The following is a 25,847-nucleotide window of genomic DNA, read 5'->3' as shown; positions in this document are numbered from 1 at the left end:
TTTTAAAAATACAATAAAATGTAAAAAGCGATATTTTTTAGTATCGCTTTTTACAGATTAAGAATAAATTAATACTATTTTTTTAATTCTTGTTGAGGTAATACTTTATAACCCATATTATAAAGTGTAAACCCATAAATATCTGCCCATTCTTGAATTTGCATACTTACAGGTTTTCCTGCGCCATGACCAGCATTTACATCTATTCTAATTAATGTTGGATTTGTTCCGGTTTGATTAGCTTGTAATTCTGCCGCAAATTTAAAACTATGCGCTGGTACAACACGATCGTCATGATCTCCTGTAGTTACCATTGTAGCTGGATATTGAGTGTTTGGTTTTACGTTATGTACTGGCGAGTAGTTTTTTAGATACTCAAACATTTCTTTATTATCCTCAGCTGTTCCGTAATCGTAGGCCCAACCAGCACCAGCTGTAAATGTATGGTAACGTAACATGTCTAAAACGCCAACTCCAGGCAATGCCACTTTCATTAAATCTGGTCTTTGCGTCATCGTTGCTCCAACTAATAATCCGCCATTAGAACGTCCAGAAATTGCTAAGTAATCTGTTGAGGTGTATTTTTTATCTTTTAAGTATTCTGCAGCAGCAATAAAATCATCAAAAACGTTTTGCTTTTTTTGTTGCGTTCCTGCATCGTGCCACGCTTTTCCGTATTCTCCACCACCACGAAGATTAGCCACTACGTAAATTCCGCCTTGTTCTAACCAAACTGAATTAGTGATTTTAAAACTTGGTGTTAAACTAATATTGAATCCGCCATAACCATATAATATAGTTGGGTTTTTACCATTTAATTCTGTTCCTTTTTTATAAGTAATTATCATTGGAATTTTAGTACCATCTTTAGACGTGTAAAAGACTTGCTTAGATTCGTAATCATCACTTTTAAAATCTATTTCTGGTGTCCAATATTGTGTAGATTCTCCAGTTTCTACATTATAAATATAAGTACTACTTGGTGTATTGTAGTTTGTAAATGAATAATATAATTCTTTATCTTCTTTTTTACCGCTAATAGTACCAGAACTACCAATTCCAGGTAATTTTACCTCACGAATTAATTTCCCATCATAATTGTATTGCATTACTTTAGAAACAGCATCTACCATATATTCAGCAAAAAAGTAGTTTCCACCTTTTGAAACCGATAATACATTTTCTGTCTCAGGAATAAAATCAGTCCAGTTTTCTGGAGTAGGGTTTTTAGCATCAACCACAACTATTTTTCCGTTTGGTGCGTTTAAGTTGGTTTTTAAATATAATTTATCACCTATGTTTTCTACTAAATAAGTGTCCGATTCTACATTATCTATTATTGGTCTAAAAACACTATTTGGCTCGTTTAAATTTTTAATAAACAACTTGTTTCCAGATGTAGAAACCGATGCGCTTAACATTAAAAAATTTTGATCTTTGGTTACATAAGCACCAATATATCTGTGTTTTTCTTCTGGCGTTGCTCCAAAAATGATTTTATCTTCGCTTTGTGGTGTTCCTAATTTATGATAATATACTTTGTGCTGGTCGGTTTTAGCAGATAATTCGCTTCCAACAGGTTTATCGTAACTTGAATAATAAAAACCATCGTTTCCTTTCCAAGACGTTCCACTAAACTTAACGTCTATAATAGTATCTTCTGTAATTTTGCGTGTTTCAGTATTCATAATTAATACTTTTCGCCAATCGCTTCCACCTTCAGAAATTGAATAGGCTGCTAATGTTCCATCTTCGGTAAAACTAACGCCAGAAAGTGATGTTGTGCCATCTTTAGAAAACGTATTTGGATCTAAAAAAACCTCATCGTTATCAGTGCCTTTTTTATAGATGACATAATGATTTTGTAAACCATCGTTTTTATAATAGTAATAATTATTACCTTCTTTAAAAGGTGCACCAACTTTTTCGTAATTCCACAGTTTTTCTAAACGTTGTTTAAGCGCTTCTCTATAAGGAATTTGGTCTAAATAATTATAAGTTACTTTGTTTTGAGCAATTACCCAAGCTTCTGTATCTGGACTTCTATCGTCTTCTAACCAACCAAAATCGTCTTTAACGTCTTCGCCAAAATAGGTTCTTGTAGAATCTAAACGTTTGGTTTCTGGGTAAGTTATTGCCATAGGAGTTTCTTCTTTCGGTTTTTCTTCGTTTTTACAAGCCATAATTGTAGCCAAAGTAATAACGCAAAGGGTTAGTTTTTTCATAGGTTTTGTATTTAAAATCTAAATTTAACGAAAAAAGCACTTAACAACGACTAGTTAAGTGCTTTTTAACTTTTTATGGTAATTTCTATTTTTGGTTATTTATTTTACTTAGTTCAGTCAACTCATCACTTAAATTATCATCAAATCTAAAATTCTGTACTTGCCATTTGTCTTTTGGCTTATAAAAAATAAAAGTAAAGCGAAGAGGTTGTCTATCATATTTAACAATATAACTCACTAGTTTATATTTTTCACCAATACTATTTTGTACAATCTCTTCATACCCATAATATTCCCCAACCAATCCCAGAAAGGTTCTCATTTTATTTTTTACATCTTCAATTCCATCAATATTTCGCTCCATCCATTTATTAGTACTATAAACATAATCTACTGCTTCAAATGGTGATGCTTCATAAATCACAAAAAATTTATTTAAAATTTCATCTGTTGAAGTTTGCGATTTTAAACTGTTTGATATGAACAGGACAAAGGTTATTAATATGATTTTTTTCATTGTATTTGTTTATTAAAATTTATTAATAGAAAATTAGCCAATCAACCCATTCTCCAACAAATATTCAGCAATTTGAATTGTATTTGTTGCTGCTCCTTTTCTTAAATTATCTGAAACAATCCACATATTTAAAGTATTGGGTTGTGTTTCGTCCCGTCTAATTCTACCAACAAAAACCTCATCTTTATTATGCGCGTAAATTGGCATTGGATATATGCTTGTAGCTGGATTATCTTGAACTACAATTCCAGGTGTTTCACTTAAAATAGTTCTAATGTCTTTTAAATCAAAGTCGTTTTCAAACTCTACGTTTACAGATTCGCTATGTCCGCCAGCAGTAGGAATTCTAACCGCAGTAGCCGAAATAGAGAATGTACGATCGTTAAGAATTTTTTGAGGTTCTCTAGTTAATTTCATTTCCTCTTTAGTGTAACCATTTTCTTCAAAAACATCGCATTGAGGCAATGCATTTTTACCAATTGGATGCGGATAAGCCATTTCGCCTTTAACACCTGCAATTTCGTTCTCTAGTTGTCTTACTGCTTTAATTCCAGAACCAGAAACTGATTGATACGTAGAAACCAAAACGCGTTTCATTTTATATTTTTTATGCAATGGCGCTAATGCCATAACCAACTGAATGGTAGAGCAATTAGGGTTCGCAATTATTTTATCGTTTTTAGTTAGTTCTGAAGCATTAATTTCTGGCACAATTAATTTTTTAGTTTCGTCCATACGCCAAGTAGAAGAATTATCTACAACCGTTGTTCCAGTTTCAGAAAATTTTGGAGCCCATTCTAAAGATGTTTCGCCGCCAGCAGAAAATAAAGCAATATCTGGTTTTAAATTTACAGCATCTTGTAAACTTATAATAGTATAATCTTTACCATTATAAGAAATTGTTTTTCCAATTGAACGTTCTGAAGCTACTGGAATTAATTCTGTAATAGGAAAATTACGTTCTTTTAAAACGGTTAACATGACGTTTCCAACCATTCCTGTTGCGCCAACTATTGCTACTTTCATCTTTTAAATTTTTGGAGTCTAAACTTAAGTTATAATGCTATGTAATAACTATTTTAGTTGCTTAAAAGGAATAATAAAAATATAGCAGGAACAAAGTACACAGCTATAGTTTTTGCACCTTCATAATCTTTTGCTAATCGTTGTCCAAATAATAACATTAGTAGTGTTACACAAGATAAAATAGTTCCTGTTAATGCAATGGTATTATTTTCTGTAAAGGCTAATTCATAACAACCAATAAGTGTACAGATTCCTGAAATAACTTCTATTACTAAAATAATCCCCACACTTAGAGGGACCATTTTACCTAAAAAAGTATCTTTAAAATGTCCTTTTAGCCAAGATACATTTCCGTTCCAATCTAATATTTTATCTATACCTGATTGTAAAAAAGTAATAGTTAAAAATAATAATAAAATAATTTCTGTAATATTAGCTAATATATTTCCCATAGTTAATCTTTTTTTGCGTGAAGTAAACGCGTTAGTTTTATTGATAAATCGGTTAAAATAATTTTTGAATTTCCGTTACGCTCTATGTGGTAAATAGCGTCTTGTAGTGCTTCAGAAATATCTAAAATATTATTGTTATGTATAAAAGGCGCAAATTTAGAAATATCGAAACCTTTAGTTTTTGTTTCAAAATACACCAAACTATCTGCACCATAATTTAAAAGCATAGCTTGTCTAAAAAACTCAATACAAAATTGTAAAAACAGCTTTTGAGTTTCTCGACCTGTTTTTGCAATTTCCTCGCTCCAAGAAATTAAATCGTGAATAGCAGATTTGTTGCCTTTGGCTTTAAAAGCCGAACGAATCCAAGTAATAAACCAAGTTTCGAATTGTAAGTCTTCGGAATCTTGATAAACTAAATCGCAGGCTTTGTTATAATTTCCATCTGCTTGTTGTGCTATTTTTACAGCTTCATTTTCTGGTAAATTATATTGCTTTATTAAACCAGTTTTAATATCGTCTTGAGCTAAAGGCGGAAAATGTAGCACTTGACAACGCGATTTAATCGTGTTTATAATTTGCTCTTCGTCTTCTGCAATTAAAAGAAAAACAGTCTTGTTTGGCGGTTCTTCAATTAGTTTTAAAAGTTTGTTGGCAGCTGCAGTATTCATTTTTTCAGCCATCCAAATCAGCATAATTTTATAGCCACCTTCAAAAGACTTCAATGCTAAAGATTTATTAATGTCTAAAGCTTCGTCTACACCAATTTGTCCTTGTTTGTTATCTACGCCTAAACGTTTGTACCAATCAAATAAATTACCATAAGGTTGCTCTTTTAGTAATTCGCGCCATTCTGGTAAGAAATGAGAAGAAACAGGATGCCTTTTAATTTTATCGTTAGTTGTTACAGGAAAAGCAAAGTGTAAATCTGGATGAGAAAAATTATTAAATTTTATATTACAAGCTTCGTTTCCGTTTGTGTTTTCGGCATTTGTATTTGCACATAAAATATACTGTGCGTATGCAATTGCCATAGGTAATGTTCCTGATCCTTCTGGTCCAACAAATAATTGTGCATGTGGAATACGACCATTCTCTACACTTTTAGATAAGTGAGATTTTATATGTGATAATCCTAAGATGTCCGAAAATAGCATAACACAAATATAAGAAGTTCGTAAAAATGAGCTTCTATATTATAGTATTTAAAACAATTAAAATAATGTTGTAGGCAATTTCCTATATTTGAACTCTGAATTAAACCTAAATAAATCTTTAATGAGAACCCTAAACGATTTTAATTTTAAAAACAAAAAAGCATTAATTCGTGTCGATTTTAATGTGCCTTTAGATAATGAATTTAAGGTTACTGATGCTACAAGAATACAAGCGGCAAAACCTACTATTATTAAAATTTTAGAAGATGGCGGAAGTTGTGTTTTAATGTCTCATTTAGGAAGACCAAAAGGAGTTCAAGATGAGTTTTCTTTAAAACATATTGTAGATAAGGTTGAAGATATTATTGGTGTAGAAACTCAATTTGTATCAAATTGTGTAGGCGAAGAAGCAGAAGCTGCATTTGCTAACTTAGAGCCAGGGAAAATTTTAATTCTTGAAAATTTACGTTTTCATTCAGAAGAAACCTCTGGAGATAGCACTTTTGCAGAGCAATTATCTAAATTAGGAGATATTTATGTAAACGATGCTTTTGGAACAGCACATAGAGCTCACGCTTCTACAACAGTTGTGGCAGATTTCTTTCCAGAAAATAAGTGTTTTGGATTGTTATTAGAGCAAGAAATTAAAAGTATAGATAAGGTAATGCAAACTGGAGAAAAACCAGTTTTAGCCGTTTTAGGTGGTGCAAAAGTGTCTTCTAAAATTACCATTATTGAAAATATTTTAGATAAAATAGATCATTTAATTATTGGTGGAGGAATGACCTTTACATTTATTAAAGCTTTAGGAGGACATATTGGAAATTCACTTTGCGAAGATGATAAAATGGCGTTGGCTCTAGATATTTTAAAACAAGCTGAAGCTAAAAACGTTAAAGTTCATATTCCAACAGATGCTATAATAGCAGACGCTTTTAGTAACGATGCAAATACAAAGGTTTGCGATATTAATACTATTCCAGATGGTTGGATGGGATTAGATGCCGGACCAGAATCTATTAAAAACTTTAACGATGTTGTTTTAGAAAGTAAAACTATTTTATGGAATGGACCTTTAGGCGTTTTTGAGTTAGAAAAATTTGCTAATGGAACTATAGAATTAGGTAATTCTATTGCTGCATCTACTAAAAATGGTGCTTTTTCACTTGTTGGTGGTGGAGATTCTGTTGCAGCAGTAAAACAGTTTGGTTTCGAAAACAAAGTAAGTTATGTTAGTACTGGTGGCGGAGCAATGTTAGAAAGTTTAGAAGGAAAAACATTACCTGGAATTGCTGCTATTTTAAAATAGCAGAAAGTAATTCTGTAATTATATCTAAGCCAAACTGTTTTTATAAATAGTTTGGCTTTTTTATGACTCAATCTATTATAATTTGATAAAAATGTACGATTTTAGCTTTAATCGTGTCAACCTAAGTTGTATGAAACTTAAATTCTGGAATATAATTTTTATAGCTATAATAATGTTTAGCTGTCAAAATGAGCAAAAAAGGGATGGATATTATGCAATATGTTATAATGGAAAATATACAGAAGTTTATTTTAAGAAAAATTCTATGATGAGAGTTGCGTCAGAGAATGAATTGAGAACATTATCTGAGTGGGAAAAAATTGAAATAAAAAAAGACACTCTTTATTTTAAATCATTTGATGAATGGAAACATAAATGGAAAGCAAAAATATACTATTTGAGAGATAACGATATTGAACTACATAATTTAAATACGGATATGAAATTTAGTTTGGAACAGATCCATGAAAGTTTAGATTTTGAAAATCTAAAAGAATTTTGGAATGGATTCAGTAATCGCCAAAAAATAAGAAACTGTAAATAAAATATTTATGCCTTAACAGATAACAAACTATTAAATAATAACGTTATATTTTATAAAACCTACTATGAACAAACTCTTTATATATTTTGCCCTTTTATTATCATTTACTTTATCTGCACAAGATTCGCTTTCTGTTGAAAAACCAGCTGTTAAAACAGACAGCAATATTGACGGTAAAACCTACAAAACTGTAGAGATTTCTCCAGAAACTGAAAACGATTCTACTAGAACCTTTTTAGACAACGAACAAGCAGCAGAATTTGATAAAAAGTGGAGAGAAGAATTATATAGCACAACTTTATTTGATACTATTTATAGAGATGTAGCCGGTTTAAAATACGAAGCGGTTTATTATCCAGAATTACCAACAGATACTTTAAAGGCAAGATTAAAACGCTTAAATGCTAGAACTCCTTTTAACGTAGAATATAATCCGCAATTAGAAAGCGTAATTAAAAATTGGTTAAAAAACAGACATCAATCTATGGAGCGATTAATGGGTCTAAGCGCTTATTATTTTCCATTATTTGAGCAAGAATTCGATAATTTAGATATTCCATTAGAAATGAAATATTTGGCTATTGTAGAATCGGCTTTAAAGCCTAGAGCAAGATCTCGTGTTGGCGCAACAGGTTTATGGCAATTTATGTTTGCAACAGGGAAACAATATGGTTTAGATGTTAGTAGTTATGTAGATGAACGTTCGGATCCTGTAAAATCTACAAAAACAGCAGCAACTTATTTAGGTGTTTTATATAGAATATTTGGCGATTGGGATTTAGCTTTAGCAGCTTATAATTCTGGTCCAGGAAATGTAAACAAAGCTATTAGACGTTCTGGTGGCTACAGAAACTATTGGAATATTAGACCAAATTTACCTCGCGAGACTGCTGGTTATGTACCTGCATTTTTAGCAACTATGTATATTTTTGAATATGCCGAAGAACATGGTTTTGTAAAACATAAACCTCAATATTATTACAGAGAAACAGATACAATTAGAGTAAAAGAAACCATTACTTTTGATCAAATTTCGGAATACACAGGTGTAAATGTCGAAGAAATTCAATATTTAAACCCATCGTATAAGTTAGATATTATCCCTTTTATTCAAGGCAAAAATTACACCTTAAGATTACCAAGAGAAGTTATTGGGCCATTTGTAGCTAACGAAGCTGATTTATATGCTTTAGCAAAAGCTGACAACGAAAAACGAGAAAAACCATTACCTAAATTACTAAAAGCCGAAAGTAAAACACGTTATACTGTTAGATCTGGAGATTATTTAGGAAAGATTGCTAGAAAATTTGGCGTTCGAGTTAGTCAGATAAAAAAATGGAATGGTTTAAGAAATAATAATTTGAGAATTGGACAACGTTTAACCATTTATCCACGAAATCCATCGGGATCTATAAGTTCTTCTACTCAAAAAAATACAACAAAAACAACGGTTTCAGGTTCAGGAAAAACGTATAAAGTTAAAAGCGGCGATTCGCTTTGGAGTATTTCAAGAAAATATTCTAATGTTTCTGTTCAGAATTTGAAAGATTGGAACAATATTAGCGGTACTAAATTAAAATTAGGACAAATTCTAAAAGTTTCTAAATAAAACCAATTATTATGCAACGTATTTTAAGCCTTTTATTAGTAGTTATTACACTTTGGTCTTGTAACGACGAGAACTCTAAAAACAAACGTTATTTAACAGATTCTAACGGAAACCTAAACCATTTATCTGTAGTTACAGATAACGATAATTGGAATGGCGCAGTAGGAGAAACTATTAGAACTATTTTTGCTGCACCAGTAGATGGTTTGCCTCAAAAAGAACCGATATTTAATATTAATCAGATTCCTACATCTGTGTTTTCGGATTTTGCGACTAAAAATCGTATAATTTTAAAAATTGAAAAAGGCGATGCGCCTAAAGTTATTATTAAGCGTAATGTATACGCAAAACCACAAAAAGTAGTTTTGGTTCAAGGTAAAGATCCACAACAAATAAGTCGTGTGTTAACCGAGAAAAAAGATAAAATTATAAACGCTTTAAAAGCCGAAGAAATTACAGAACGTCAACGCTTAATTGCTAAATCATTAAGTACAGAAGGCAAACCATTAAAAGATAGTTTAGGCATTAATATTAAGTTTCCATCATTTTATAGAATAGCAAAAGCTACGGATGATTTCTTTTGGCTTAGACGCGATATTAATACAGGAACATTAAACATTATGGTTTATGAGATTCCTATGGATAGAATTAAAAACGATTCTACTATTATACAACAAGTTATTGCTGTTAGAGATAGTATTGGAAAAAAACATATTCCTGGACCAACCGAAGGTTCTTTTATGAAAACAGAAGAAGCCTATTCACCATTTTTCTACACAACTATGTTGGATAATAAACCAACTCTTGAAATGCGAGGAACTTGGGATGTAGATGGCGCTTGGATGGCTGGACCATTTGTTACTTTTTTAATTAAAGATACAGAGAATAACCGTTATGTAGTTGCCGAAGGTTTTGCTTTTGCACCTTCTGTAAACAAACGCGATTATATGTTTGAACTAGAAGCTATTGTTAAGAGTATTAGGGTTTTGGAGTAGGTTTTTTTTCAATAAATAATCAACAAGCATTTATGAAATATTTAATCATAGTTTTATTCTTGTCTATTAATTTCACTTCTTTTTCACAGACACAATCTGAAATGAACAAAGAGGCTAGTAATGCTTATAAAAAAGCAGACGCTAACTTAAACAATGTTTACAAGCAAATACTTGCCAAATATAAAACCGATACTGTTTTTATTGACAAACTTAGAAAAACACAAAGAATTTGGATTACTTATCGTGATGCAGAACTTGAAATGAAATTTCCAGCAGAAAATAAACAGCTAGAATATGGTAGTGTTTATCCAATGTGTGTTTCTCTATTTTTAAAAGAACTTATAGAAGAACGAATCCAAAGACTAAAAGTTTGGATAGATGGAGCAGAAGAAGGAGATATTTGTGAAGGTTCTATGGCTTTAAAACAAGAATTAATAGAAATTAATCCTTCTAGAGCATACATAGAAAAAGATAGTACAATTTGGATTCCTGAAAATATACATAGTGAACTTAAAATATTTGGATATCAAGATAAAAACATTGAGTCTAAGAAAATGATTTTAATATCTGTATTTACTAATGATGTAGAGAATAATCCATACAATTGTGAATATGGTTCATATTACCATACACAATCTATGAGTGATATAGTTTTAAAGTATTTATCTACTCAAGAAGTGTTTATGGAAGTTGCCGTTTTAAAAAAAGGAAAATTATTGGGTAAAGTTTATATGGATAAAAAATGGTTTGTGTTTGAAGAGTAATTTTAACAAAATCATTAACTAAAGAAATTTAAGGAAAAATTAGATAGTTGCCAATTTCCCAAAAGCATTGTTTATTTTTACCTAATGAAAACATTTTTAGAAGAAGTTATAGTAGAGCTTGGCTCGGTTAAAAACAAGATAATTGTTTTACCAAGTAAAAGAGCTGGACTTTTTTTTAAAAAAGCGTTAGCAAATCAGTTAACAGAAGGCATTTTGTCGCCTAAAATTATAAGTATAGAAGAATTTATAGAAGATGTTAGTGGATTATTAACTGTTTCTAACACAGAAATTCTTTTCGATTTCTACGATGTTTATTTAAAACATACACCAGCGAAAGAAGTAGAATCTTTTGAGACGTTTTCAAAATGGGCACAAGTTATTCTTCAAGATTTTAACGAGATAGATCGCTATAAAGTAGATCAAGCCTCCATTTTTAACTACTTAAAATCTATTAAAGAGCTAGAACATTGGTCTTTGTTGGAACCGCAAACAGAACTTATTAAAAACTATTTAAAGTTCTGGAATTACTTAGAAACCTATTATAACGAATTAACAACGTTATTACTTCAGCAAAATAAGGCGTATCAAGGTTTAGCTTATAGAAAAGCAGCCGAAACTATTAATACTTACTTATCTAAAACCGAAGAATCTTTAGTTTTTATAGGATTTAATGCTTTAAATACTTGTGAAGAAGAGATTTTTAAAGCCGCTAAATTAGATGGTAGAGGAAAAGTGTTTTGGGATATTGATGCGCATTTTTATGATAAAAAACATCACGCTGCAGGACAATTTATAAGAACTCATAAAAAAAATGGACTTATAACAGAAACCGAAAAAGAACAATTTAAATCTAATTTTACATCAGCTAAAAACATAGCCGTTATTGGAACACAAAAAAGTGTGGCTCAAGCTAAGGTTATTGGAAAATTATTATCGGAAATAGATCCAAAAGCGTTAGAAAAAACAGCATTAGTTTTAAGTGATGAAGGTTTACTTTTACCAGTTTTAAATTCGTTGCCAGATAATATTAAAAACACCAATATTACAATGGGTTTACCATTGCAATTATCGCCAATAAATTATGTGTTAGAGAAGCTGTTTGAGATTCATAAATCAGAATCAGAACTTATTTATTTTAAAGATATTTTGGTGTTATTTCAAAATGAATTTATAAAACCATTATTCAAGTCAGAGACATTAGATAAAGATTTAATTAACCTTGAAAAGACGAATAAATCTAGATATAGTTTAATAGGTTTAGAAAAGATTTTTAAAGAAGAATCAGTACTGTTAGAGTTATTATTCAAGAAATCTAAAGATCAATTACTAACTAATGTTTTAGGGTTAATTCAGTTAATAAAAACCAATTTACTAGCACAAGACAATCAAGAACTAAATTTAGAATACTTATATAAATTCTCTAAAGTTTTTACACAATTACAGCAGTTAAACACCAAGCATAAACATATAAAAAGTGTAAACACCTTATACCAATTATATAAAGAATTGTTGTCTACAGAAACGTTGGATTTACAAGGAGAACCATTAAAAGGTTTACAGATTTTAGGAATGTTAGAATCTCGAGTTTTAGATTACGAAACCGTAATTATATCATCTGTTAACGAAGGCATTTTACCCGCAGGAAAATCTAACAATTCTTTTATTCCTTACGATTTAAAATTAGAGTACGGATTACCAACTTATAAAGATAAAGATGCTATTTACACCTATCATTTTTATCACTTGCTGCAACGTGCAAAAAACGTGTCAATCATTTATAATACAGAAATGGATGCGCTTTTAGGCGGAGAGAAAAGCCGATTTATTAATCAATTAGAAGTAGAAGGCATTCACGAAATTAATCAAACTATTATTTCGTCTCATATTCCAACACGTCAAGAAAAACTTCAAGAAATTACTAAAACAGATTCAGTACAATTACTCATTAAACAATTGGCACAACGCGGGTTTTCGCCATCTTCTTTAACCAATTATATTAGAAATCCCATCGATTTTTATAACGAGAAAATATTAAGAGTAAAAGATTCAGAATCTATTGAAGAAACGGTTGAAGCTAATACTTTAGGAACCATAGTTCACGAAGTTTTAGAAGTATTTTACATTCCATTTATTGGTCAACTATTAACCATAGAGAATTTAAAAGCTTTAAAACCAAAAATTGATGCTGAGGTAAAAAAATGTTTCAAGAAGTTTTTTAAAGAAGGCGATATTTCTCAAGGTAAAAACCTAATCATTTTTGAAGTTACAAAACGTTATGTTTCAAACTTTATAGATTACGAAATATCTGAGGTTAAAAAAGGCAATCAAATAAAAATTATAGCTTTAGAGGCCAAAGAGGAAATTACGTTTAGATATCCAGAATTAGATTTTCCAATAACCATAAAAGGAACTGTAGATAGAATAGATGAATGCAATGGAGAAACCCGAATTATAGATTATAAAACGGGAAAAGTAACTCAAGATAAAGTTAGAATTGGCGACTGGGAAAATATTACTACAAATTTTGATAAGTACAGTAAACCATTTCAAATTCTAACCTATGCTTATATGTTGCAGGAAAAAAATAAAGTAAGCTTACCAATTACAGCCGGAATAATTTCGTTTAAAAATCTAAAAGCAGGTTTTCTACCTTTTCAGAAACAAATTTCATGGGGAAAATACGACTCAGTAATTAATGTAGACATTATAGAAAGCTATAAAGCAGAACTTAAAAAATTAATTCTTGAAATCTGTAATTCAGAGATTCCATTTTTAGAAAAAAAATTACCAGACAATAATTTTTAAATGGCAATAACTTTAAAACAGATTAATAAGTTAGCAGTTCCAGCAATAATTGCTGGTGTTTCCGAGCCACTTTTAAGTCTAACAGATGCAGCAGTTGTGGGAAATGTAGATTTAAATGCTACAGAATCTTTAGCAGCAGTTGGAATTGTATCTACTTTTTTGTCTATGCTTATCTGGATTTTAGGTCAGACTAGAAGCGCTATTTCATCTTTATTATCTCAAGCTTTAGGTGCAAATAAATTGGATCAATTAAAAGATTTACCAGCACAAGCTATTTTTATAATTACTAGTTTAAGTGTTTTAATTATTGCAGTAAGCTATCCATTAACCACACAGATTTTTCAGCTTTATAATGCAGAAAACATTATTCTAGATTATTCCATAGATTATTATAAAATCCGTGTGTTTGGATTTCCATTTACCTTATTTGTTATTGCTGTATTTGGCATTTTTAGAGGTTTACAAAACACGTATTATCCAATGCTAATTGCCATTTTAGGCGCAGGATTAAATATAGTTTTGGACTTAGTATTAGTTAACGGAATTACAGATGTAATTCCAGTAATGCACATAAAAGGCGCAGCTTATGCAAGTGTAATTTCACAATTAGTTATGGCACTTACAAGCGCGTATTTATTACTAACTAAAACAGATATTTCGCTTAAAGTTAGATTTCCTTTTAATCCAAAAATAAAAGATTTTACCATAATGATTTTAAATCTGTTTGTGAGAACATTAGCTTTAAATGCTGCGCTATACTTTGCCACACGTTTTGCAACCAGCTATGGTAAAAATTATATTGCAGCTTATACTATTGCAATTAACTTATGGTTTTTAGGCGCTTTTTTAATAGATGGCTATTCTAGTGCAGGAAATATATTGTCTGGTAAATTATTTGGTCAGAATAATTATAAAGATTTAATGCTTTTAAGTAAAAAACTGATTAAGTATGGAATTGTTTTTGGCTTGTGTATTGCTGTAGCAGGATTTGTAAGTTATAATTATATAGGTTTAATCTTTACTAAAGAACCAGAGGTTTTAGAAACTTTTAAAGCTGTGTTTTGGATGGTTTTAGCGATGCAGCCAATTGCAGCAGTAGCTTTTATTTTCGATGGAATATTTAAAGGTTTAGGAAAAATGAAATACCTTAGAAACGTACTTTTGCTATCCACAGTACTTGTGTTTTTACCAACTTTATTTATTTTCGATTACTTTAATTTTAGACTTCACGCTATTTTTATTGCATTTACTTTGTGGATGATAGCAAGAGGTTTGCCATTAATTATTAAATTTAGACTCGATTTTAAACCATTAACCAAAAAATAAATCCATTATGGGAAATTCTTTATTTGCAGTATTAGCATTAGTTTTAATTATAGTTTTCGTTTATAACCGTTATAAAAAACGTTAATTAAATTACCTTTACAGACTAAAATAACCAAAATGAGTAACATACGTATTACAAAAAAATTCTCTTTTGAAACTGGTCATGCACTTTACGGTTACGATGGTAAGTGTAAAAATGTTCACGGACATAGTTATAAACTTAATGTTACCGTAATTGGAACGCCAATTAACGATACTAACAACGTAAAATACGGAATGGTTATAGATTTTACAGATCTTAAAAAGATTGTAAAAGAAGAAATTGTAGATGTCTTTGATCATGCTACAGTTTTTAATAAAAACACACCACACGTAGAGCTGGCAAAAGAATTAAAAGATCGCGGACATTGCGTGCTTTTAGTAGATTACCAACCAACAAGTGAAATGATGGTTATAGATTTTGCTGAAAAAATAAAACAACGCTTACCAAAAACCATTAAGTTGCATTCACTTAAACTGCAAGAAACAGATAGTAGTTTTGCACAATGGTTTGCATCAGATAATTAGACTTATATTTACCAAATGCAAATACCAAAAGGCAAAAAAGTATATTTTTCTAGCGATAACCATTTAGGCGCGCCAACTATGGAGCAATCTTTACCTCGAGAAAAAAAGTTTGTAGCTTGGTTAGATGAAGTAAAACAAGATGCCGCAGCTATTTTTTTATTAGGCGATTTATTCGATTTTTGGTTTGAGTACAAAACTGTTGTTCCAAAAGGTTTTACGCGTACTTTAGGTAAATTAGCCGAAATCTCTGATTCTGGAATTCCTATTTATTTCTTTGTAGGAAATCACGATTTATGGATGAGAGATTACTTTAAAACCGAACTTAATATTGAAGTTTTTCATAAACCAAAAGATTTCACGTTTAACAACACTACTTTTTTAATTGGTCACGGCGATGGATTAGGTCCAGGAGACAAAGGCTACAAACGCATGAAAAAAGTGTTTATTAATCCATTTAGTAAATGGCTTTTTGGTTGGTTACATCCAGATATTGGCGTAAAACTAGCGCAATATATGTCTGTTAAAAATAAATTGATTTCTGGAGATGATGATGCTAAGTTTTTAGGCGAAGACCAAGAATGGTTAGTTCAATATTGTAAGCGTAAAGAAGCGCAACAACATAGAGATTATTATGTTTTTGGACATAGACATTTGCCTTTAGATATAAACGTCTCAGAAAGCTCTAAATACATTAATCTTGGCGATTGGATTCAGTACTATACGTATGGAGAATTTAATGGAGAGACTTTGGAATTGAAAGAGTATAAATAATTAAGTAATTATCTTAATAAAAAAAAGGAATATTTCATTTACGAAATATCCCTTTTGTAATTCTAAATTCTTTTATTTTTTTACAAAATCACCAACTAATTGCTCAGCTTCTGCTAAAGCTCTATCAAGATTATCATTTTCTATAATAACATCAAATAGAGGCGAAGTAGCAAGTTCTGCACTTGCTTTTGCAACACGCATTTTAATTTTGTCTTCTGTTTCTGTTTTACGCTTTTTTAAACGAATCTTTAACTCATCTATACTTGGTGGTTTTACAAAAACGGCTAAAGTTTGTTCTGGAAATTTCTTTTTAATGCGTAAACCGCCAGAAACATCTATGTCAAAAATAACGTTTTTACCTAAAGCCCAAAGTCGTTCTACTTCCGTTTTTAAAGTCCCGTAAAAGTTATTATGGTAAACTTCTTCCCATTCTAAAAAGTCTTCAGCTTTTATATGTTGTTTAAAATCGTGAGCAGATAAGTAGTAATAATCTTTTCCGTGTTCTTCTTCGCCTCGTTTATCTCGAGATGTAGCAGAAATTGAAAACGCTAAGTTTAAAGCTTCTTGTTTTAATAAATGTCTTACAATTGTTGTTTTTCCTGATCCAGAAGGCGCCGAAAATACAATTAGCTTACCTTGATTTGGGTTGTTTTGTGACACGTTATTTTTGTTTTTAATTATTAAAGTGCATTCAATAATTGTTCCTTAATTTTTTCTAGCTCATCTTTCATTTGAACGACCAATTGTTGCATTGGCGCAAAATTACTTTTAGAACCAATAGTATTTATTTCTCTACCAATTTCTTGAGCTATAAATCCTAGTTTTTTCCCGTTAGAATCTTTAGAATTAATAGATTCTATAAAGTAGTTTAAGTGATTTGTTAAACGTACTTTTTCTTCAGTAATATCGTACTTTTCAATATAATAAACCAATTCTTGTTCAAAACGGTTTTCGTCGTATTTTTCTTTTAATTCAGAAACACCTTTGTGTAAACGTTCCCTAACCGCTTCAACACGTTCTGGATCTATTTTAATTACATCTTCAAGTAAATTACCTATAGTTGCAATTCTGTCTTTAAAATCTTGTTCTAAAACTTTTCCTTCGTCTAATCTATAATTAGAGATAGCATCTAAAGCATTATCAATTTCTTTGCTAATTAAAGACCATTCGTCTTCGTTAATTTCTTCACGAACTGTATTAAGCGCATCAGGTAAACGAATTGCCATTTTAAGCAACTCAGCATCATCTGCATTAGCAACAGCTTTTAATTGCTGCATATATTGTTTAACAACAGGTTGGTTTATTTGAGTAGAAGTATCGTCTGCAGTAGTTTCAACATAAATAGAAAAATCTACTTTTCCACGTGTTAATGTATTAGCAATTTTTTTACGAATACTCAATTCCTTTGCTTTGTAAATAGAAGGAATTCTAACGTTTAAGTCAATACTTTTACTATTTAAAGACTTTAACTCTATAGATACTTTTTTTGTTGGTAATTGTAGAACAGATTTACCATAACCTGTCATTGAATATATCATAACTTCATTAATAAGTCTGCAAAGGTAAACAAATACACTAGTATTATAAATGTTTGTGAAATTTAAACCAATTACTAAATGGAATTGTAAATTTGTTCAACCTAAAAAAAGAAACCTATGTACACTAAAGCTTTTGAATTACGTTGGAGCGATATTGATGCTAACAGACATTTAGCCAATTCTGCTTATTTAAATTTTATGAGTCATACTAGAACTGCTTTTTTACAAACACACGGTTTTTCTTTATTGGCTTTAAATAAAGCACATTTAGGACCAGTAGTTTTTTACGAGCACATTTATTATTTTAAAGAAGCTTTTTTAGGTGAAACCATAAACGTATCTCTTGAGGTTTCTGGTTTAAGTGAAGATGGCACACTTTTTAAATTCGACCATAATTTTTATAACGCTAAAGGAAAGCATTTAGCACATTGCGAAATTTTAGGCGCTTGGATAGATTTAAACACAAGGCAACTTACAGGTTTACCTGAAGATTTATTAGCTATGGCAAACAAATTTCCAAAAGCCGAAAACTATAAAATATTAACCAAAGAAGATACTAGAGCTTTTGGTAAGAAACCAAAAGATTTAGTTTTATAAAGAATCTTTTGTGGCTACTTTTTTCTTTTTAGTCACTAAATAAACACCAGAAAATATTAATGCTGCACCTACAACTTTAGCAGTGTCTATAGTATCCATTCCCATAACTAATGCAAAAATTGCAGCAATTACTGGTTGTAGATATATAAACGCAGTTACAGTAGAAGCTTTTAAATGCCTTAAGCCTATTGGGTTTAATAAATACGTTCCAAAGGTTGCGCCAATAGTTACAAAGGCAACTGCAAAGAAATCGTAATATGTAAATTGATATAGTTCTATTTGAGTTAACTCGTTATATCCAAAAGGTAAAACCAATATTAAACCGAATAAAAACAACCACTTTATAAACGAAAACGGATGATACTTATCGGTTAGTTTTTTAACAATTATAATGTAAACCGAATAAGAAGCAGCATTAATAAATACTAAGAAGTTTCCCAAAGGCACATTACTACCAATTGCAGTTCCGCTAGAACTATATAAACTTAAAATTAAAGCGCCTGAAAAACCAATAATAATTCCACACACTTTTATAGTGGTTAGTTTTTCTGATAAGAATATAGCAGATAATAGTAACACAATTATTGGTGCAGTTATCATGATAACTGATGCGTTTATTGGTGTTGTATATTCTAATCCTTTAAAAAAGGTTAACATATTTAATGCAATTCCAAAAATGGAAGCAAAAAAGAAGGTTTTAAAATCTTTACGATCTATTTTTTCGTTTTTAGTGAATAAACTAAGTAACCAAAATAAGGCAGTCGCTCCAATAATTCTAACTAAAATAAAACCGAAAGGCTTAATTAAACCTTCGGCTATAATACCTTTTGCAAAAGTAAAAGTTAATCCATAAAGGAGTTGAACCATAAAAACAGCAATAAGAGCAAAAGTTCTATTATTCATTTAAAAAGGCTTTAGCAGCTTCAACATTTTTTTTAGAGTTTCCAACAAAAATAGTTTTGTTTAGAACTAATACTGGTCGACTTAAAAAGGTATAGTGCTCTAAAATTAAGGCTTTAAAATCTGCTTCTGTTAAGGTCTTGTTTTTTAAATCGCGTTCCTTATATAAAGTAGCACGTTTACTAAACAAAGCTTCGTAAGAACCTGCAAGATTTTTCATTTCTTCTAGTTGCGCTTCTGTAATAGCTTCCGTTTTTATGTTTTGAAGTGTTACAGATTCTGGTAAATTCAACTCATCTAAAATACGTTTACACGTAGAACACGATTTTAAGTAGAAAAATATTTGCATTTTTGTTTGGTTTTAACGCTACAAAGAAACGCTTTTTTGAATTAATCTAAAGCCGAAATACTAGCTTTGTGCTCTATATTAAAATTTAAAGAATTGGCAATAAAACACATTTTATTAGCGTCTTTGTGTAATTTTTTTGCTTTTTCAATGTTGTTTTTATTCGTAATTATAATGTTTGGTTGTAAAGTAATGCTTGTAAATTTTCCGCTTCCATTTTTAGTTTCTTCCATAATTCCTGTTGCATTATCTGTATAATTAGTTACTACAATATTGTTTGTAGCGCATAAATGCAAATACCATAACATGTGGCAAGAGCTAACAGATGCTACTAAAAATTCTTCTGGATTATAACGTGTGTTATCGCCTAAAAAAGCAGGATCGCTACTGCCTAAAATATCTTGAGATTTACCGTTTATACTTATAGTATAATCTCTTTTATAAACTTTATAGTTTTCTGTGCCTTTTCCTTGGTTTCCTGTCCAATGGATTTTTGCATTGTATTGGTGTTTTTTCATTTTTATAATAAAACTTGAAATTTCATATAAATTTAAGTTTATTCTTCAACATAATTTTTAGCTTTATCAAAAAAAATAAAACCATGGATTTTGCTTTCGATATAACTTTAAAAAACAGAGCGCTTTTTAAAATGTTTTTAGAGAACTTAACTTTAGATCAATTAAATACAGTTCCAAAAGGATTTAAGAATAATATATTCTGGAATATTGCGCATACAGTTGCTACACAGCAATTATTAGTTTACAAACTATCTGGCGTACCAATGTTATTAGAAGATGTTTTTGTAGATAAATATAGAAAAGGCACAAAAACAGAGCATAACGCCACGCAAAATGAAGTAGATGAGGTAAAAGAACTGTTATTTTCTACTATAGAAAAAACTCAAGAAGACTACGCTAATAAGTTCTTTAAAACGTATAATGAATATACGGTTTCTACAAAAAGTACTTTAACTACTACTGAAGAAGCAATTGCGTTTAATAATTTCCATGAAGGAATTCATTTAGGCTACATTTTAGCACAAAAGAAAGCTTTAGGGGTTTAATAGTTTAAGTAGTCTTCAACTTTATTAAAAGGCACAGAAACTTCTATGTAATCGTTATTTGATGTTTCGTAAAGGGCTACAATACCTAAGTCATTATAACCAAAATGATCTGGCGTTTTTAAGGTGCTTTTAGATATAAATTCTTCAATTTTAAAAGATGAAGAAAATAACTCTTGCTCTAAATATGGTTTTAATGTATTTAATAATTCAGTTTTATTAGAAACTAAATTATTAAAGGATAATTGTTGTCCTGTAGCTTTATCGAAATTTAAAAATGTAATTTTTGTAATTGGTTTAGATCCACCGGTATTTATACTGGAACTCATAGCAAAAGACAGTAAAAGCTCGCTTTGATGCATTAATTCTCCATCTACAAAAGCTTCCCATTTTGGTAATTCCTGAAACAACTCGTTAGAAAACTGTGTTTTAAAATTGCTATAACTATCGTTAAATTGGTTAGCACAATCTTCTATCGTATTTTGTATTTCTTTAGAAGCGTCTATATAAAAGCCTTTACAAACAAAACTATAAAGTTCTTGGTTTATATTGTTTGCGGTATCAGATTTTCCTGTTACAGTTTGAATATTAACTTCTATTAATGCTGTTTTGTCGTTTTTATATTCGTAATCAGAAACTTCTAAAACCCTATCTTTTTTACAAGAACATAATACGAAACTTAAAAAGCTAATAAGGAATACATTTTGAAGTAATTTGAATCTGTAAAGCATAAGTTATTGAGTTGTTGGATTTCAATATAACGAATTAAATGCTAATTTTATTAGCATCAAAATCATTTAGTATAATAAACTATATTAAGGTCTGTAACTTCTAAAAATTAGATGCGTAAACCATTTAAAAACGAATAAAAAGTCGATTAATTATTAGAATAAGACTTAGTTTTTAACTAAAATAATTCAATAAGACTATTTTAAAAGCATTTTAACGAGTAAAATCACACTTTGACAAAAAAATTACAAACAAAAGAATTAGTCAACTATATTTACTTTACCATAACATAAGTAGGTTAAGTTAATGGTAGATTTGGGGCAAAAAAGGTGAAAGAAATTTCACCTTTTTTATGTTTTATATTATTTTAAAGCTTAAGCTCTAAAACCCACGCTCATCTTGTAACTGCTCATAAGCTTTTAAAACTTCTTTAAATTTTGCTTCTGCACCTTTTTTATGTTCCTCACCTAAATGTTCTACTTTGTCTGGATGGAATTTTTTAGCCATACGTCTGTAAGCTTTTTTAATTTGATCTATAGAAGCAGAATCCTCTATTTCTAATATTTTATAAGCATTGTTACTCGCGCTATAAAACATGGCCTTAAGACTTTCGTAGTCGCGTGCATTAATATTTAGATAACTTGCAATAGAATGAATTTGATCTTCTTCTTTTTCATGTACATGTCCATCAGCTTTAGCAATATCAAAAAGAAAATGAACCAATTGTAAACGAGATGCGTGATCCATACGTTGCTGTATTTGCATACAAATTTGTCTTACAGATACATTTTGTGTACTAATGCTTTTAAACAATTTAAATGCATTATTGGCACGATCTTTACCATACATTTTTACAAACTGACTTCTAACAACATCTAATTCACGTTGATCTTGTACGCCATCAGCTTTTATAATTATAGAAGCTAAAACCAATAAGCTTACTTCAAAATCTCCAGGTTGTGTGTTATTTTGACTTGCTCTTGATCTTTGAGACCTTCTTGACTTTTGTTGTCCATCTCCAATGGTAAATGTTTTTTCTTTATCCGAAAAAGCATCACCTAAACTTCCTAAAGCTAACCCTAATATTGCGCCAAGTGGTCCGCCAAGAGACCAACCTAATGTAGCACCAATCCATTTAAATGCACTCATTTGTATTATTGTTTAATCAGTTTTTCAAATATACTATTGTTAGTAGTTAATATTAACTTTTGTTACAAATTTTATGCTTTTATATAATTAAGCTTGAAATTATAGTCTGACCTTATGGCACTATAAGTATTATAAGATGATGCTATTATAATTTTTGCATAGTTTTTGATTAACTTTGTATTATAAAATAAAAATTGAAATTATGTATCCAGAACAATTAGTAAAACCAATGCGTGAAGATTTAACCATTGCAGGTTTTCAAGAATTACATACAGCACAAGATGTAACTAGTGCTATCTCTAAAGAAGGAACTACACTTTTAGTAATAAACTCTGTTTGTGGTTGTGCTGCAGCCAATGCAAGACCAGGCGCAAAAATGAGTTTAGATAATGCAATTAAGCCAAACCATACCGTAACGGTTTTTGCAGGAGTAGATAAAGACGCAGTAAATAAAGCGCGTGAATTTATGGTGCCTTTCCCTCCAAGTTCTCCTTGTATGGCTTTATTTAAAGATGGCGAATTAGTGCACGTTTTAGAACGTCATCATATTGAAGGTAGACCCGCAGAATTAATTGCAGAGAATTTAAAAGATGCTTACAATTCTCATTGTTAAGATTTACAATGCACACATAGTAAAACCACGCAAATTTGCGTGGTTTTTTTATGCTTAATCCTTTAAATGTGTCTATTTTTGTTAAATATTACTAGGTTTTAAAAATGAGAAAATTATTAGCATATCCGTTAACCGTTATTTACTTCTTCTTTTTTGGGTTGCTTTTAGTCATATTTCATCCTATTCAAGTTATTTGCTATAAAGTTTTTGGTTACAGTGCGCATAAAAAAAGTGTAGCTTTTTTAAACTGTGGACTAACAAGATGCTTACATTTATTAGGTTTTAGATATAGTTTTAAAATCCCTAAAAATATCCCAACAGATAGACCTGTAATTATTGTAGCAAATCATCAATCAATGAATGATATTCCGCCTATAATTTGGTTTATGCGTAAATTTCATCCAAAATTTATAAGTAAAAAAGAATTAGGTTATGGATTTCCTAGTGTATCATACAACTTACGTGTTGGTGGTTCTGTTTTAATAGATCGTAAAAATCCAAGACAAGCTATTTCAGAAATTTCTAAAATAGCTAAGTATATTGAAAAGCATAAGCGTGCCGTAGTTATTTTTCCAGAAGGAACTAGAAGTAAGACAGGTAAACCAAAACCATTTCAAACTAAAGGTCTTACAGTATTATTTAGAAAAGCACCAAACGCAATTGTTATTCCAATCACTATAAATAACTCATGGAAATCCCTACCTTACGGTAAATTTCCAATGGGAATTGGTCATCAAATTACATTTACAGTTCACGACTATCTTAATGTAGCTAATTTTGACACTGAAGAACTAATACAAACTGTGGAGAAAACCATTACAAACGCTATTAAATTTACATAATATGTCTTTAAAAAACATTCGTTTAGACGTGATGAGATATCTTGAAAAAGACATCGACACATTAATTGAAAAATATTTAGTACCTATTGACACTATTTGGCAACCAAGCGATTTTTTACCAAACTCGGAATCCGACACTTTTTTTGATGAAGTAAAAGAAATTAGAGAATTATCTAAAGACTTACCTTATGATTTTTGGGTGGTTCTTGTTGGTGATATGATTACAGAAGAAGCCTTACCAACCTATGAATCTTGGTTAATGGATGTTGAAGGAGTTGATCAAGTAGAGCACAATGGTTGGTCTAAATGGGTAAGACAATGGACTGCTGAAGAAAATAGACATGGAGATGTATTAAATAAGTATTTGTATTTATCTGGTCGTGTTAATATGAAAGAAATTGAAAAAACCACACACCACTTAATTTCAGATGGGTTTGATATTGGAACAGACAGAGATCCATATAAAAACTTTGTATACACATCTTTTCAGGAATTAGCGACATATATTTCTCATAATAGAGTTGCTAAATTAGCAAAGGCTAGAGGTAATAAACAATTAGCAAAAATGTGTAAAATTATTGCAGGAGATGAAATGCGTCACCATATGGCGTATTCAGATTTTGTAGATCGCATTTTTAAAGAAGATCCAAATCAAATGATGATGGCTTTTCACCATATGATGAAAGCCAAAATTACAATGCCTGCCCATTTTTTAAGAGAATCTGGAGATAAAATAAGTTCTGCTTTTGAAGAGTTTAGTAATACAGCACAGCGCATTGGTGTTTACACATCTATGGATTATATAGATATTCTAGATAAATTAATAGCAAAGTGGGATATTGGCAATATGGGCGGATTAAACACTGAAGCTGAAAAAGCTAGAGATTACCTAATGAAATTGCCAAGTAGAATGACTCGTATTGCAGAGAGAATGACTATTCCAGAAAACTCATATCAATTTAAATGGGTTGAACCAGCCAAGTTGTAGATTTTTTTCATTCTAAGGCTCATAAAGTGAATTCATTATATTGTGAATTTTTTATACAAATAACTCAAAATCCTTTCAGTTTTAAACTGAAAGGATTTTTTTTGTGATATGGATAAATCACAAATCATTCAAGACACAATCATTTTTGTAAAAGAAACACTTAAAAATGCAGAAGGCGGACACGATTGGTTTCATATAGAACGTGTTTATAAAAACACACTTTTAATAGCAAAACAAGAACAAGTAGATGTTTTTATTGTAGCCTTAGGCGCTTTACTTCATGATATAGCCGATAGTAAGTTTCATAATGGAGATGAAACTGTTGGTCCAAAAGTAGCACAGCAATTTTTAGATTCTTTAAAGGTTGAAACATTCGTAATTAATCACGTTATAGCTATTATAGAAAACATTAGTTTTAAAGGCGGAAATGAGATTCAGAAGTTTAAATCTTTAGAATTAGACGTCGTACAAGATGCAGATAGATTAGATGCTTTAGGTGCTATTGGAATAGCTAGAACTTTTAATTATGGTGGGTTTAAAAAACGCGCTATCTATAATCCAGAAATTAAGCCTAATTTAGAAATGAGTAAAGAAGCTTATAAAGCTTCTACAGCTCCAACTATTAATCACTTTTATGAAAAATTACTACTTCTAAAAAATAGAATGAATACTAAAACAGGTAAAGAACTAGCACAAAAACGCCATGATTATATGGAACAGTATTTAGATCAGTTTTATGCTGAATGGAATGGAAAACTATAACGTTTTAGTACTAAAGATAGTTAAACTACTTCTTAAAAATAATATAAACAGGAAAATGATCGCTGTATCCGCCTTTATATTTCTTACCAACATAAGTTCTGTAAGGCGTGCCTTTATAATCGCCATCTTGTTGCTTTAAGAAGTCAGCATCGAAAATGTTAGCTGTTTCAAAACGTAATTTTTTAGCTTTTCTATTAAAATAATTTACTGAAACTATCATTTGATCAAATAAATTCCAATCGCCTCTATAAACTGT

27 protein-coding genes and 1 pseudogene are annotated in these 25,847 nt (G+C 30.3%); 15 read left to right on the top strand and 13 right to left on the bottom strand.

Annotated features, from left to right (window positions below; genetic code table 11):
• Positions 1-74: 74 nt before the first annotated feature.
• The 5 genes from ACFDSN_RS01745 to ACFDSN_RS01725 form a co-directional block, all read right to left on the bottom strand.
• Complete coding sequence (locus tag ACFDSN_RS01745; RefSeq protein ID WP_375238100.1) at positions 75-2,225, bottom strand: prolyl oligopeptidase family protein; 2,151 nt, start codon at positions 2,223-2,225, stop codon at positions 75-77.
• Positions 2,226-2,310: 85 nt separating this feature from the next.
• On the bottom strand, positions 2,311-2,742 hold the full coding sequence (locus tag ACFDSN_RS01740; RefSeq protein WP_375238099.1) for a hypothetical protein: 432 nt from the start codon (positions 2,740-2,742) through the stop codon (positions 2,311-2,313).
• 33 nt (positions 2,743-2,775) lie between these two features.
• On the bottom strand, positions 2,776-3,768 hold the full coding sequence (locus tag ACFDSN_RS01735) for an aspartate-semialdehyde dehydrogenase (protein WP_375238098.1): 993 nt from the start codon (positions 3,766-3,768) through the stop codon (positions 2,776-2,778).
• 53 nt (positions 3,769-3,821) lie between these two features.
• Entirely contained in the window at positions 3,822-4,220 is a 399-nt protein-coding gene (locus ACFDSN_RS01730; protein ID WP_375238097.1) for a DoxX family protein, read from the bottom strand.
• A gap of 2 nt (positions 4,221-4,222) precedes the next feature.
• Positions 4,223-5,377, bottom strand: coding sequence for an ATP-binding protein (locus tag ACFDSN_RS01725; protein WP_375238096.1), 1,155 nt, complete (start codon positions 5,375-5,377; stop codon positions 4,223-4,225).
• A gap of 121 nt (positions 5,378-5,498) precedes the next feature.
• Here ACFDSN_RS01725 and ACFDSN_RS01720 point away from each other — a divergent pair, with 121 nt between their 5' ends.
• The 9 genes from ACFDSN_RS01720 to ACFDSN_RS01680 all read left to right on the top strand — a co-directional run bounded on the left by ACFDSN_RS01720 (position 5,499) and on the right by ACFDSN_RS01680 (position 16,067).
• Positions 5,499-6,686 carry a phosphoglycerate kinase gene (locus tag ACFDSN_RS01720; RefSeq protein WP_375238095.1) on the top strand — a complete coding sequence of 396 codons (1,188 nt, stop codon included), beginning with the start codon at positions 5,499-5,501 and terminating at the stop codon, positions 6,684-6,686.
• Positions 6,687-6,816: 130 nt separating this feature from the next.
• On the top strand, positions 6,817-7,230 hold the full coding sequence (locus ACFDSN_RS01715) for a hypothetical protein (RefSeq protein ID WP_375238094.1): 414 nt from the start codon (positions 6,817-6,819) through the stop codon (positions 7,228-7,230).
• A 64-nt stretch (positions 7,231-7,294) separates the two neighbouring features.
• Positions 7,295-8,839: a LysM peptidoglycan-binding domain-containing protein gene (locus tag ACFDSN_RS01710; protein WP_375238093.1), complete on the top strand. Its 1,545-nt coding sequence runs from the start codon at positions 7,295-7,297 to the stop codon at positions 8,837-8,839.
• 11 nt (positions 8,840-8,850) lie between these two features.
• Positions 8,851-9,834 carry a DUF4837 family protein gene (locus ACFDSN_RS01705; RefSeq protein WP_375238092.1) on the top strand — a complete coding sequence of 328 codons (984 nt, stop codon included), beginning with the start codon at positions 8,851-8,853 and terminating at the stop codon, positions 9,832-9,834.
• Between the two features lie 32 nt (positions 9,835-9,866).
• Positions 9,867-10,598, top strand: a complete 732-nt coding sequence (locus tag ACFDSN_RS01700) for a lysozyme inhibitor LprI family protein (RefSeq protein ID WP_375238091.1) — start codon at positions 9,867-9,869, stop codon at positions 10,596-10,598.
• An 84-nt stretch (positions 10,599-10,682) separates the two neighbouring features.
• Positions 10,683-13,403: a PD-(D/E)XK nuclease family protein gene (locus tag ACFDSN_RS01695; RefSeq protein ID WP_375238090.1), complete on the top strand. Its 2,721-nt coding sequence runs from the start codon at positions 10,683-10,685 to the stop codon at positions 13,401-13,403.
• The gene (locus ACFDSN_RS01690) at positions 13,404-14,729 is read left to right on the top strand and encodes an MATE family efflux transporter (RefSeq protein WP_375238089.1); all 1,326 of its coding nucleotides are present in this window, start codon (positions 13,404-13,406) and stop codon (positions 14,727-14,729) included.
• A 117-nt stretch (positions 14,730-14,846) separates the two neighbouring features.
• Positions 14,847-15,296, top strand: coding sequence for a 6-pyruvoyl tetrahydropterin synthase family protein (locus ACFDSN_RS01685; RefSeq protein ID WP_375238088.1), 450 nt, complete (start codon positions 14,847-14,849; stop codon positions 15,294-15,296).
• 15 nt (positions 15,297-15,311) lie between these two features.
• The gene (locus ACFDSN_RS01680; RefSeq protein ID WP_375238087.1) at positions 15,312-16,067 is read left to right on the top strand and encodes a UDP-2,3-diacylglucosamine diphosphatase; all 756 of its coding nucleotides are present in this window, start codon (positions 15,312-15,314) and stop codon (positions 16,065-16,067) included.
• A gap of 72 nt (positions 16,068-16,139) precedes the next feature.
• On the opposite strand, the gene gmk is transcribed toward ACFDSN_RS01680, so the two are convergent.
• Positions 16,140-16,727, bottom strand: a complete 588-nt coding sequence (gene gmk / locus ACFDSN_RS01675) for a guanylate kinase (RefSeq protein ID WP_375238086.1) — start codon at positions 16,725-16,727, stop codon at positions 16,140-16,142.
• Between the two features lie 20 nt (positions 16,728-16,747).
• Complete coding sequence (locus ACFDSN_RS01670) at positions 16,748-17,605, bottom strand: YicC/YloC family endoribonuclease (RefSeq protein ID WP_375238085.1); 858 nt, start codon at positions 17,603-17,605, stop codon at positions 16,748-16,750.
• A 117-nt stretch (positions 17,606-17,722) separates the two neighbouring features.
• Between ACFDSN_RS01670 and ACFDSN_RS01665 the strand changes: the two genes are divergently transcribed.
• A complete protein-coding gene (locus tag ACFDSN_RS01665) occupies positions 17,723-18,202 on the top strand; it encodes an acyl-CoA thioesterase (protein ID WP_375238084.1) in 480 nt (159 codons plus the stop codon).
• Here ACFDSN_RS01665 and ACFDSN_RS01660 read toward each other — a convergent pair.
• Genes ACFDSN_RS01660 through ACFDSN_RS01650 form a run of 3 tightly spaced genes read right to left on the bottom strand, consistent with a single transcriptional unit; the run spans position 18,197 to position 19,966 of the window.
• The gene (locus ACFDSN_RS01660) at positions 18,197-19,105 is read right to left on the bottom strand and encodes a DMT family transporter (protein ID WP_375238083.1); all 909 of its coding nucleotides are present in this window, start codon (positions 19,103-19,105) and stop codon (positions 18,197-18,199) included. The genes ACFDSN_RS01665 and ACFDSN_RS01660 overlap by 6 nt on opposite strands.
• Positions 19,098-19,451, bottom strand: coding sequence for an arsenate reductase family protein (locus ACFDSN_RS01655; protein ID WP_375238082.1), 354 nt, complete (start codon positions 19,449-19,451; stop codon positions 19,098-19,100). The genes ACFDSN_RS01660 and ACFDSN_RS01655 overlap by 8 nt, the downstream gene beginning before the upstream one ends.
• 41 nt (positions 19,452-19,492) lie before the next feature.
• Positions 19,493-19,966: an OsmC family protein gene (locus tag ACFDSN_RS01650; protein ID WP_375238081.1), complete on the bottom strand. Its 474-nt coding sequence runs from the start codon at positions 19,964-19,966 to the stop codon at positions 19,493-19,495.
• A gap of 83 nt (positions 19,967-20,049) precedes the next feature.
• On the opposite strand from ACFDSN_RS01650, the gene ACFDSN_RS01645 reads away from it, so the two are divergent.
• A complete protein-coding gene (locus tag ACFDSN_RS01645; protein ID WP_375238080.1) occupies positions 20,050-20,511 on the top strand; it encodes a DinB family protein in 462 nt (153 codons plus the stop codon).
• On the opposite strand, the gene ACFDSN_RS01640 is transcribed toward ACFDSN_RS01645, so the two are convergent.
• Positions 20,508-21,239 carry a PdaC/SigV domain-containing protein gene (locus ACFDSN_RS01640; protein ID WP_375238079.1) on the bottom strand — a complete coding sequence of 244 codons (732 nt, stop codon included), beginning with the start codon at positions 21,237-21,239 and terminating at the stop codon, positions 20,508-20,510. The genes ACFDSN_RS01645 and ACFDSN_RS01640 overlap by 4 nt on opposite strands.
• Before the next feature lie 379 nt (positions 21,240-21,618).
• Complete coding sequence (locus ACFDSN_RS01635) at positions 21,619-22,386, bottom strand: TerB family tellurite resistance protein (protein WP_375238078.1); 768 nt, start codon at positions 22,384-22,386, stop codon at positions 21,619-21,621.
• A gap of 202 nt (positions 22,387-22,588) precedes the next feature.
• On the opposite strand from ACFDSN_RS01635, the gene ACFDSN_RS01630 reads away from it, so the two are divergent.
• The 4 genes from ACFDSN_RS01630 to ACFDSN_RS01615 all read left to right on the top strand — a co-directional run bounded on the left by ACFDSN_RS01630 (position 22,589) and on the right by ACFDSN_RS01615 (position 25,591).
• Positions 22,589-22,999 (top strand): BrxA/BrxB family bacilliredoxin, encoded by a 411-nt coding sequence (locus ACFDSN_RS01630; protein ID WP_375238077.1) that lies wholly within the window; start codon positions 22,589-22,591, stop codon positions 22,997-22,999.
• A gap of 104 nt (positions 23,000-23,103) precedes the next feature.
• Positions 23,104-23,841 carry a lysophospholipid acyltransferase family protein gene (locus ACFDSN_RS01625; protein WP_375238076.1) on the top strand — a complete coding sequence of 246 codons (738 nt, stop codon included), beginning with the start codon at positions 23,104-23,106 and terminating at the stop codon, positions 23,839-23,841.
• A 1-nt stretch (position 23,842) separates the two neighbouring features.
• Positions 23,843-24,829: an acyl-ACP desaturase gene (locus ACFDSN_RS01620; protein ID WP_375238075.1), complete on the top strand. Its 987-nt coding sequence runs from the start codon at positions 23,843-23,845 to the stop codon at positions 24,827-24,829.
• A 108-nt stretch (positions 24,830-24,937) separates the two neighbouring features.
• Positions 24,938-25,591 carry an HD domain-containing protein gene (locus ACFDSN_RS01615; protein WP_375238074.1) on the top strand — a complete coding sequence of 218 codons (654 nt, stop codon included), beginning with the start codon at positions 24,938-24,940 and terminating at the stop codon, positions 25,589-25,591.
• Between the two features lie 25 nt (positions 25,592-25,616).
• On the opposite strand, the pseudogene ACFDSN_RS01610 reads toward ACFDSN_RS01615, so the two are convergent.
• A pseudogene (locus ACFDSN_RS01610) lies at positions 25,617-25,847 on the bottom strand (endonuclease); the annotation flags it as partial.

It is taken from the genome of Aurantibacter sp., from assembly GCF_042094015.1.
GTDB lineage: Bacteria > Bacteroidota > Bacteroidia > Flavobacteriales > Flavobacteriaceae > Aurantibacter.
This window is presented reverse-complemented; position numbering and strand designations above follow the sequence as displayed.

What these genes read in the sequence shown, in the direction of transcription:
- ACFDSN_RS01740 (WP_375238099.1), bottom strand. Translation starts at nt 2,742, where the DNA reads ATGAAAAAAATCATATTAATAACCTTTGTCCTGTTCATATCAAACAGT.
- ACFDSN_RS01735 (WP_375238098.1), bottom strand. Translation starts at nt 3,768, where the DNA reads ATGAAAGTAGCAATAGTTGGCGCAACAGGAATGGTTGGAAACGTCATG.
- ACFDSN_RS01700 (WP_375238091.1), top strand. Translation starts at nt 9,867, where the DNA reads ATGAAATATTTAATCATAGTTTTATTCTTGTCTATTAATTTCACTTCT.
- ACFDSN_RS01665 (WP_375238084.1), top strand. Translation starts at nt 17,723, where the DNA reads ATGTACACTAAAGCTTTTGAATTACGTTGGAGCGATATTGATGCTAAC.
- ACFDSN_RS01685 (WP_375238088.1), top strand. Translation starts at nt 14,847, where the DNA reads ATGAGTAACATACGTATTACAAAAAAATTCTCTTTTGAAACTGGTCAT.
- ACFDSN_RS01615 (WP_375238074.1), top strand. Translation starts at nt 24,938, where the DNA reads ATGGATAAATCACAAATCATTCAAGACACAATCATTTTTGTAAAAGAA.
- ACFDSN_RS01705 (WP_375238092.1), top strand. Translation starts at nt 8,851, where the DNA reads ATGCAACGTATTTTAAGCCTTTTATTAGTAGTTATTACACTTTGGTCT.
- ACFDSN_RS01630 (WP_375238077.1), top strand. Translation starts at nt 22,589, where the DNA reads ATGTATCCAGAACAATTAGTAAAACCAATGCGTGAAGATTTAACCATT.
- ACFDSN_RS01635 (WP_375238078.1), bottom strand. Translation starts at nt 22,386, where the DNA reads ATGAGTGCATTTAAATGGATTGGTGCTACATTAGGTTGGTCTCTTGGC.
- ACFDSN_RS01715 (WP_375238094.1), top strand. Translation starts at nt 6,817, where the DNA reads ATGAAACTTAAATTCTGGAATATAATTTTTATAGCTATAATAATGTTT.
- ACFDSN_RS01680 (WP_375238087.1), top strand. Translation starts at nt 15,312, where the DNA reads ATGCAAATACCAAAAGGCAAAAAAGTATATTTTTCTAGCGATAACCAT.
- ACFDSN_RS01720 (WP_375238095.1), top strand. Translation starts at nt 5,499, where the DNA reads ATGAGAACCCTAAACGATTTTAATTTTAAAAACAAAAAAGCATTAATT.
- ACFDSN_RS01640 (WP_375238079.1), bottom strand. Translation starts at nt 21,239, where the DNA reads ATGCTTTACAGATTCAAATTACTTCAAAATGTATTCCTTATTAGCTTT.
- ACFDSN_RS01625 (WP_375238076.1), top strand. Translation starts at nt 23,104, where the DNA reads ATGAGAAAATTATTAGCATATCCGTTAACCGTTATTTACTTCTTCTTT.
- ACFDSN_RS01645 (WP_375238080.1), top strand. Translation starts at nt 20,050, where the DNA reads ATGGATTTTGCTTTCGATATAACTTTAAAAAACAGAGCGCTTTTTAAA.
- ACFDSN_RS01690 (WP_375238089.1), top strand. Translation starts at nt 13,404, where the DNA reads ATGGCAATAACTTTAAAACAGATTAATAAGTTAGCAGTTCCAGCAATA.
- ACFDSN_RS01730 (WP_375238097.1), bottom strand. Translation starts at nt 4,220, where the DNA reads ATGGGAAATATATTAGCTAATATTACAGAAATTATTTTATTATTATTT.
- ACFDSN_RS01670 (WP_375238085.1), bottom strand. Translation starts at nt 17,605, where the DNA reads ATGATATATTCAATGACAGGTTATGGTAAATCTGTTCTACAATTACCA.
- ACFDSN_RS01655 (WP_375238082.1), bottom strand. Translation starts at nt 19,451, where the DNA reads ATGCAAATATTTTTCTACTTAAAATCGTGTTCTACGTGTAAACGTATT.
- ACFDSN_RS01745 (WP_375238100.1), bottom strand. Translation starts at nt 2,225, where the DNA reads ATGAAAAAACTAACCCTTTGCGTTATTACTTTGGCTACAATTATGGCT.
- ACFDSN_RS01710 (WP_375238093.1), top strand. Translation starts at nt 7,295, where the DNA reads ATGAACAAACTCTTTATATATTTTGCCCTTTTATTATCATTTACTTTA.
- ACFDSN_RS01650 (WP_375238081.1), bottom strand. Translation starts at nt 19,966, where the DNA reads ATGAAAAAACACCAATACAATGCAAAAATCCATTGGACAGGAAACCAA.
- ACFDSN_RS01725 (WP_375238096.1), bottom strand. Translation starts at nt 5,377, where the DNA reads ATGCTATTTTCGGACATCTTAGGATTATCACATATAAAATCTCACTTA.
- ACFDSN_RS01660 (WP_375238083.1), bottom strand. Translation starts at nt 19,105, where the DNA reads ATGAATAATAGAACTTTTGCTCTTATTGCTGTTTTTATGGTTCAACTC.
- ACFDSN_RS01695 (WP_375238090.1), top strand. Translation starts at nt 10,683, where the DNA reads ATGAAAACATTTTTAGAAGAAGTTATAGTAGAGCTTGGCTCGGTTAAA.
- ACFDSN_RS01620 (WP_375238075.1), top strand. Translation starts at nt 23,843, where the DNA reads ATGTCTTTAAAAAACATTCGTTTAGACGTGATGAGATATCTTGAAAAA.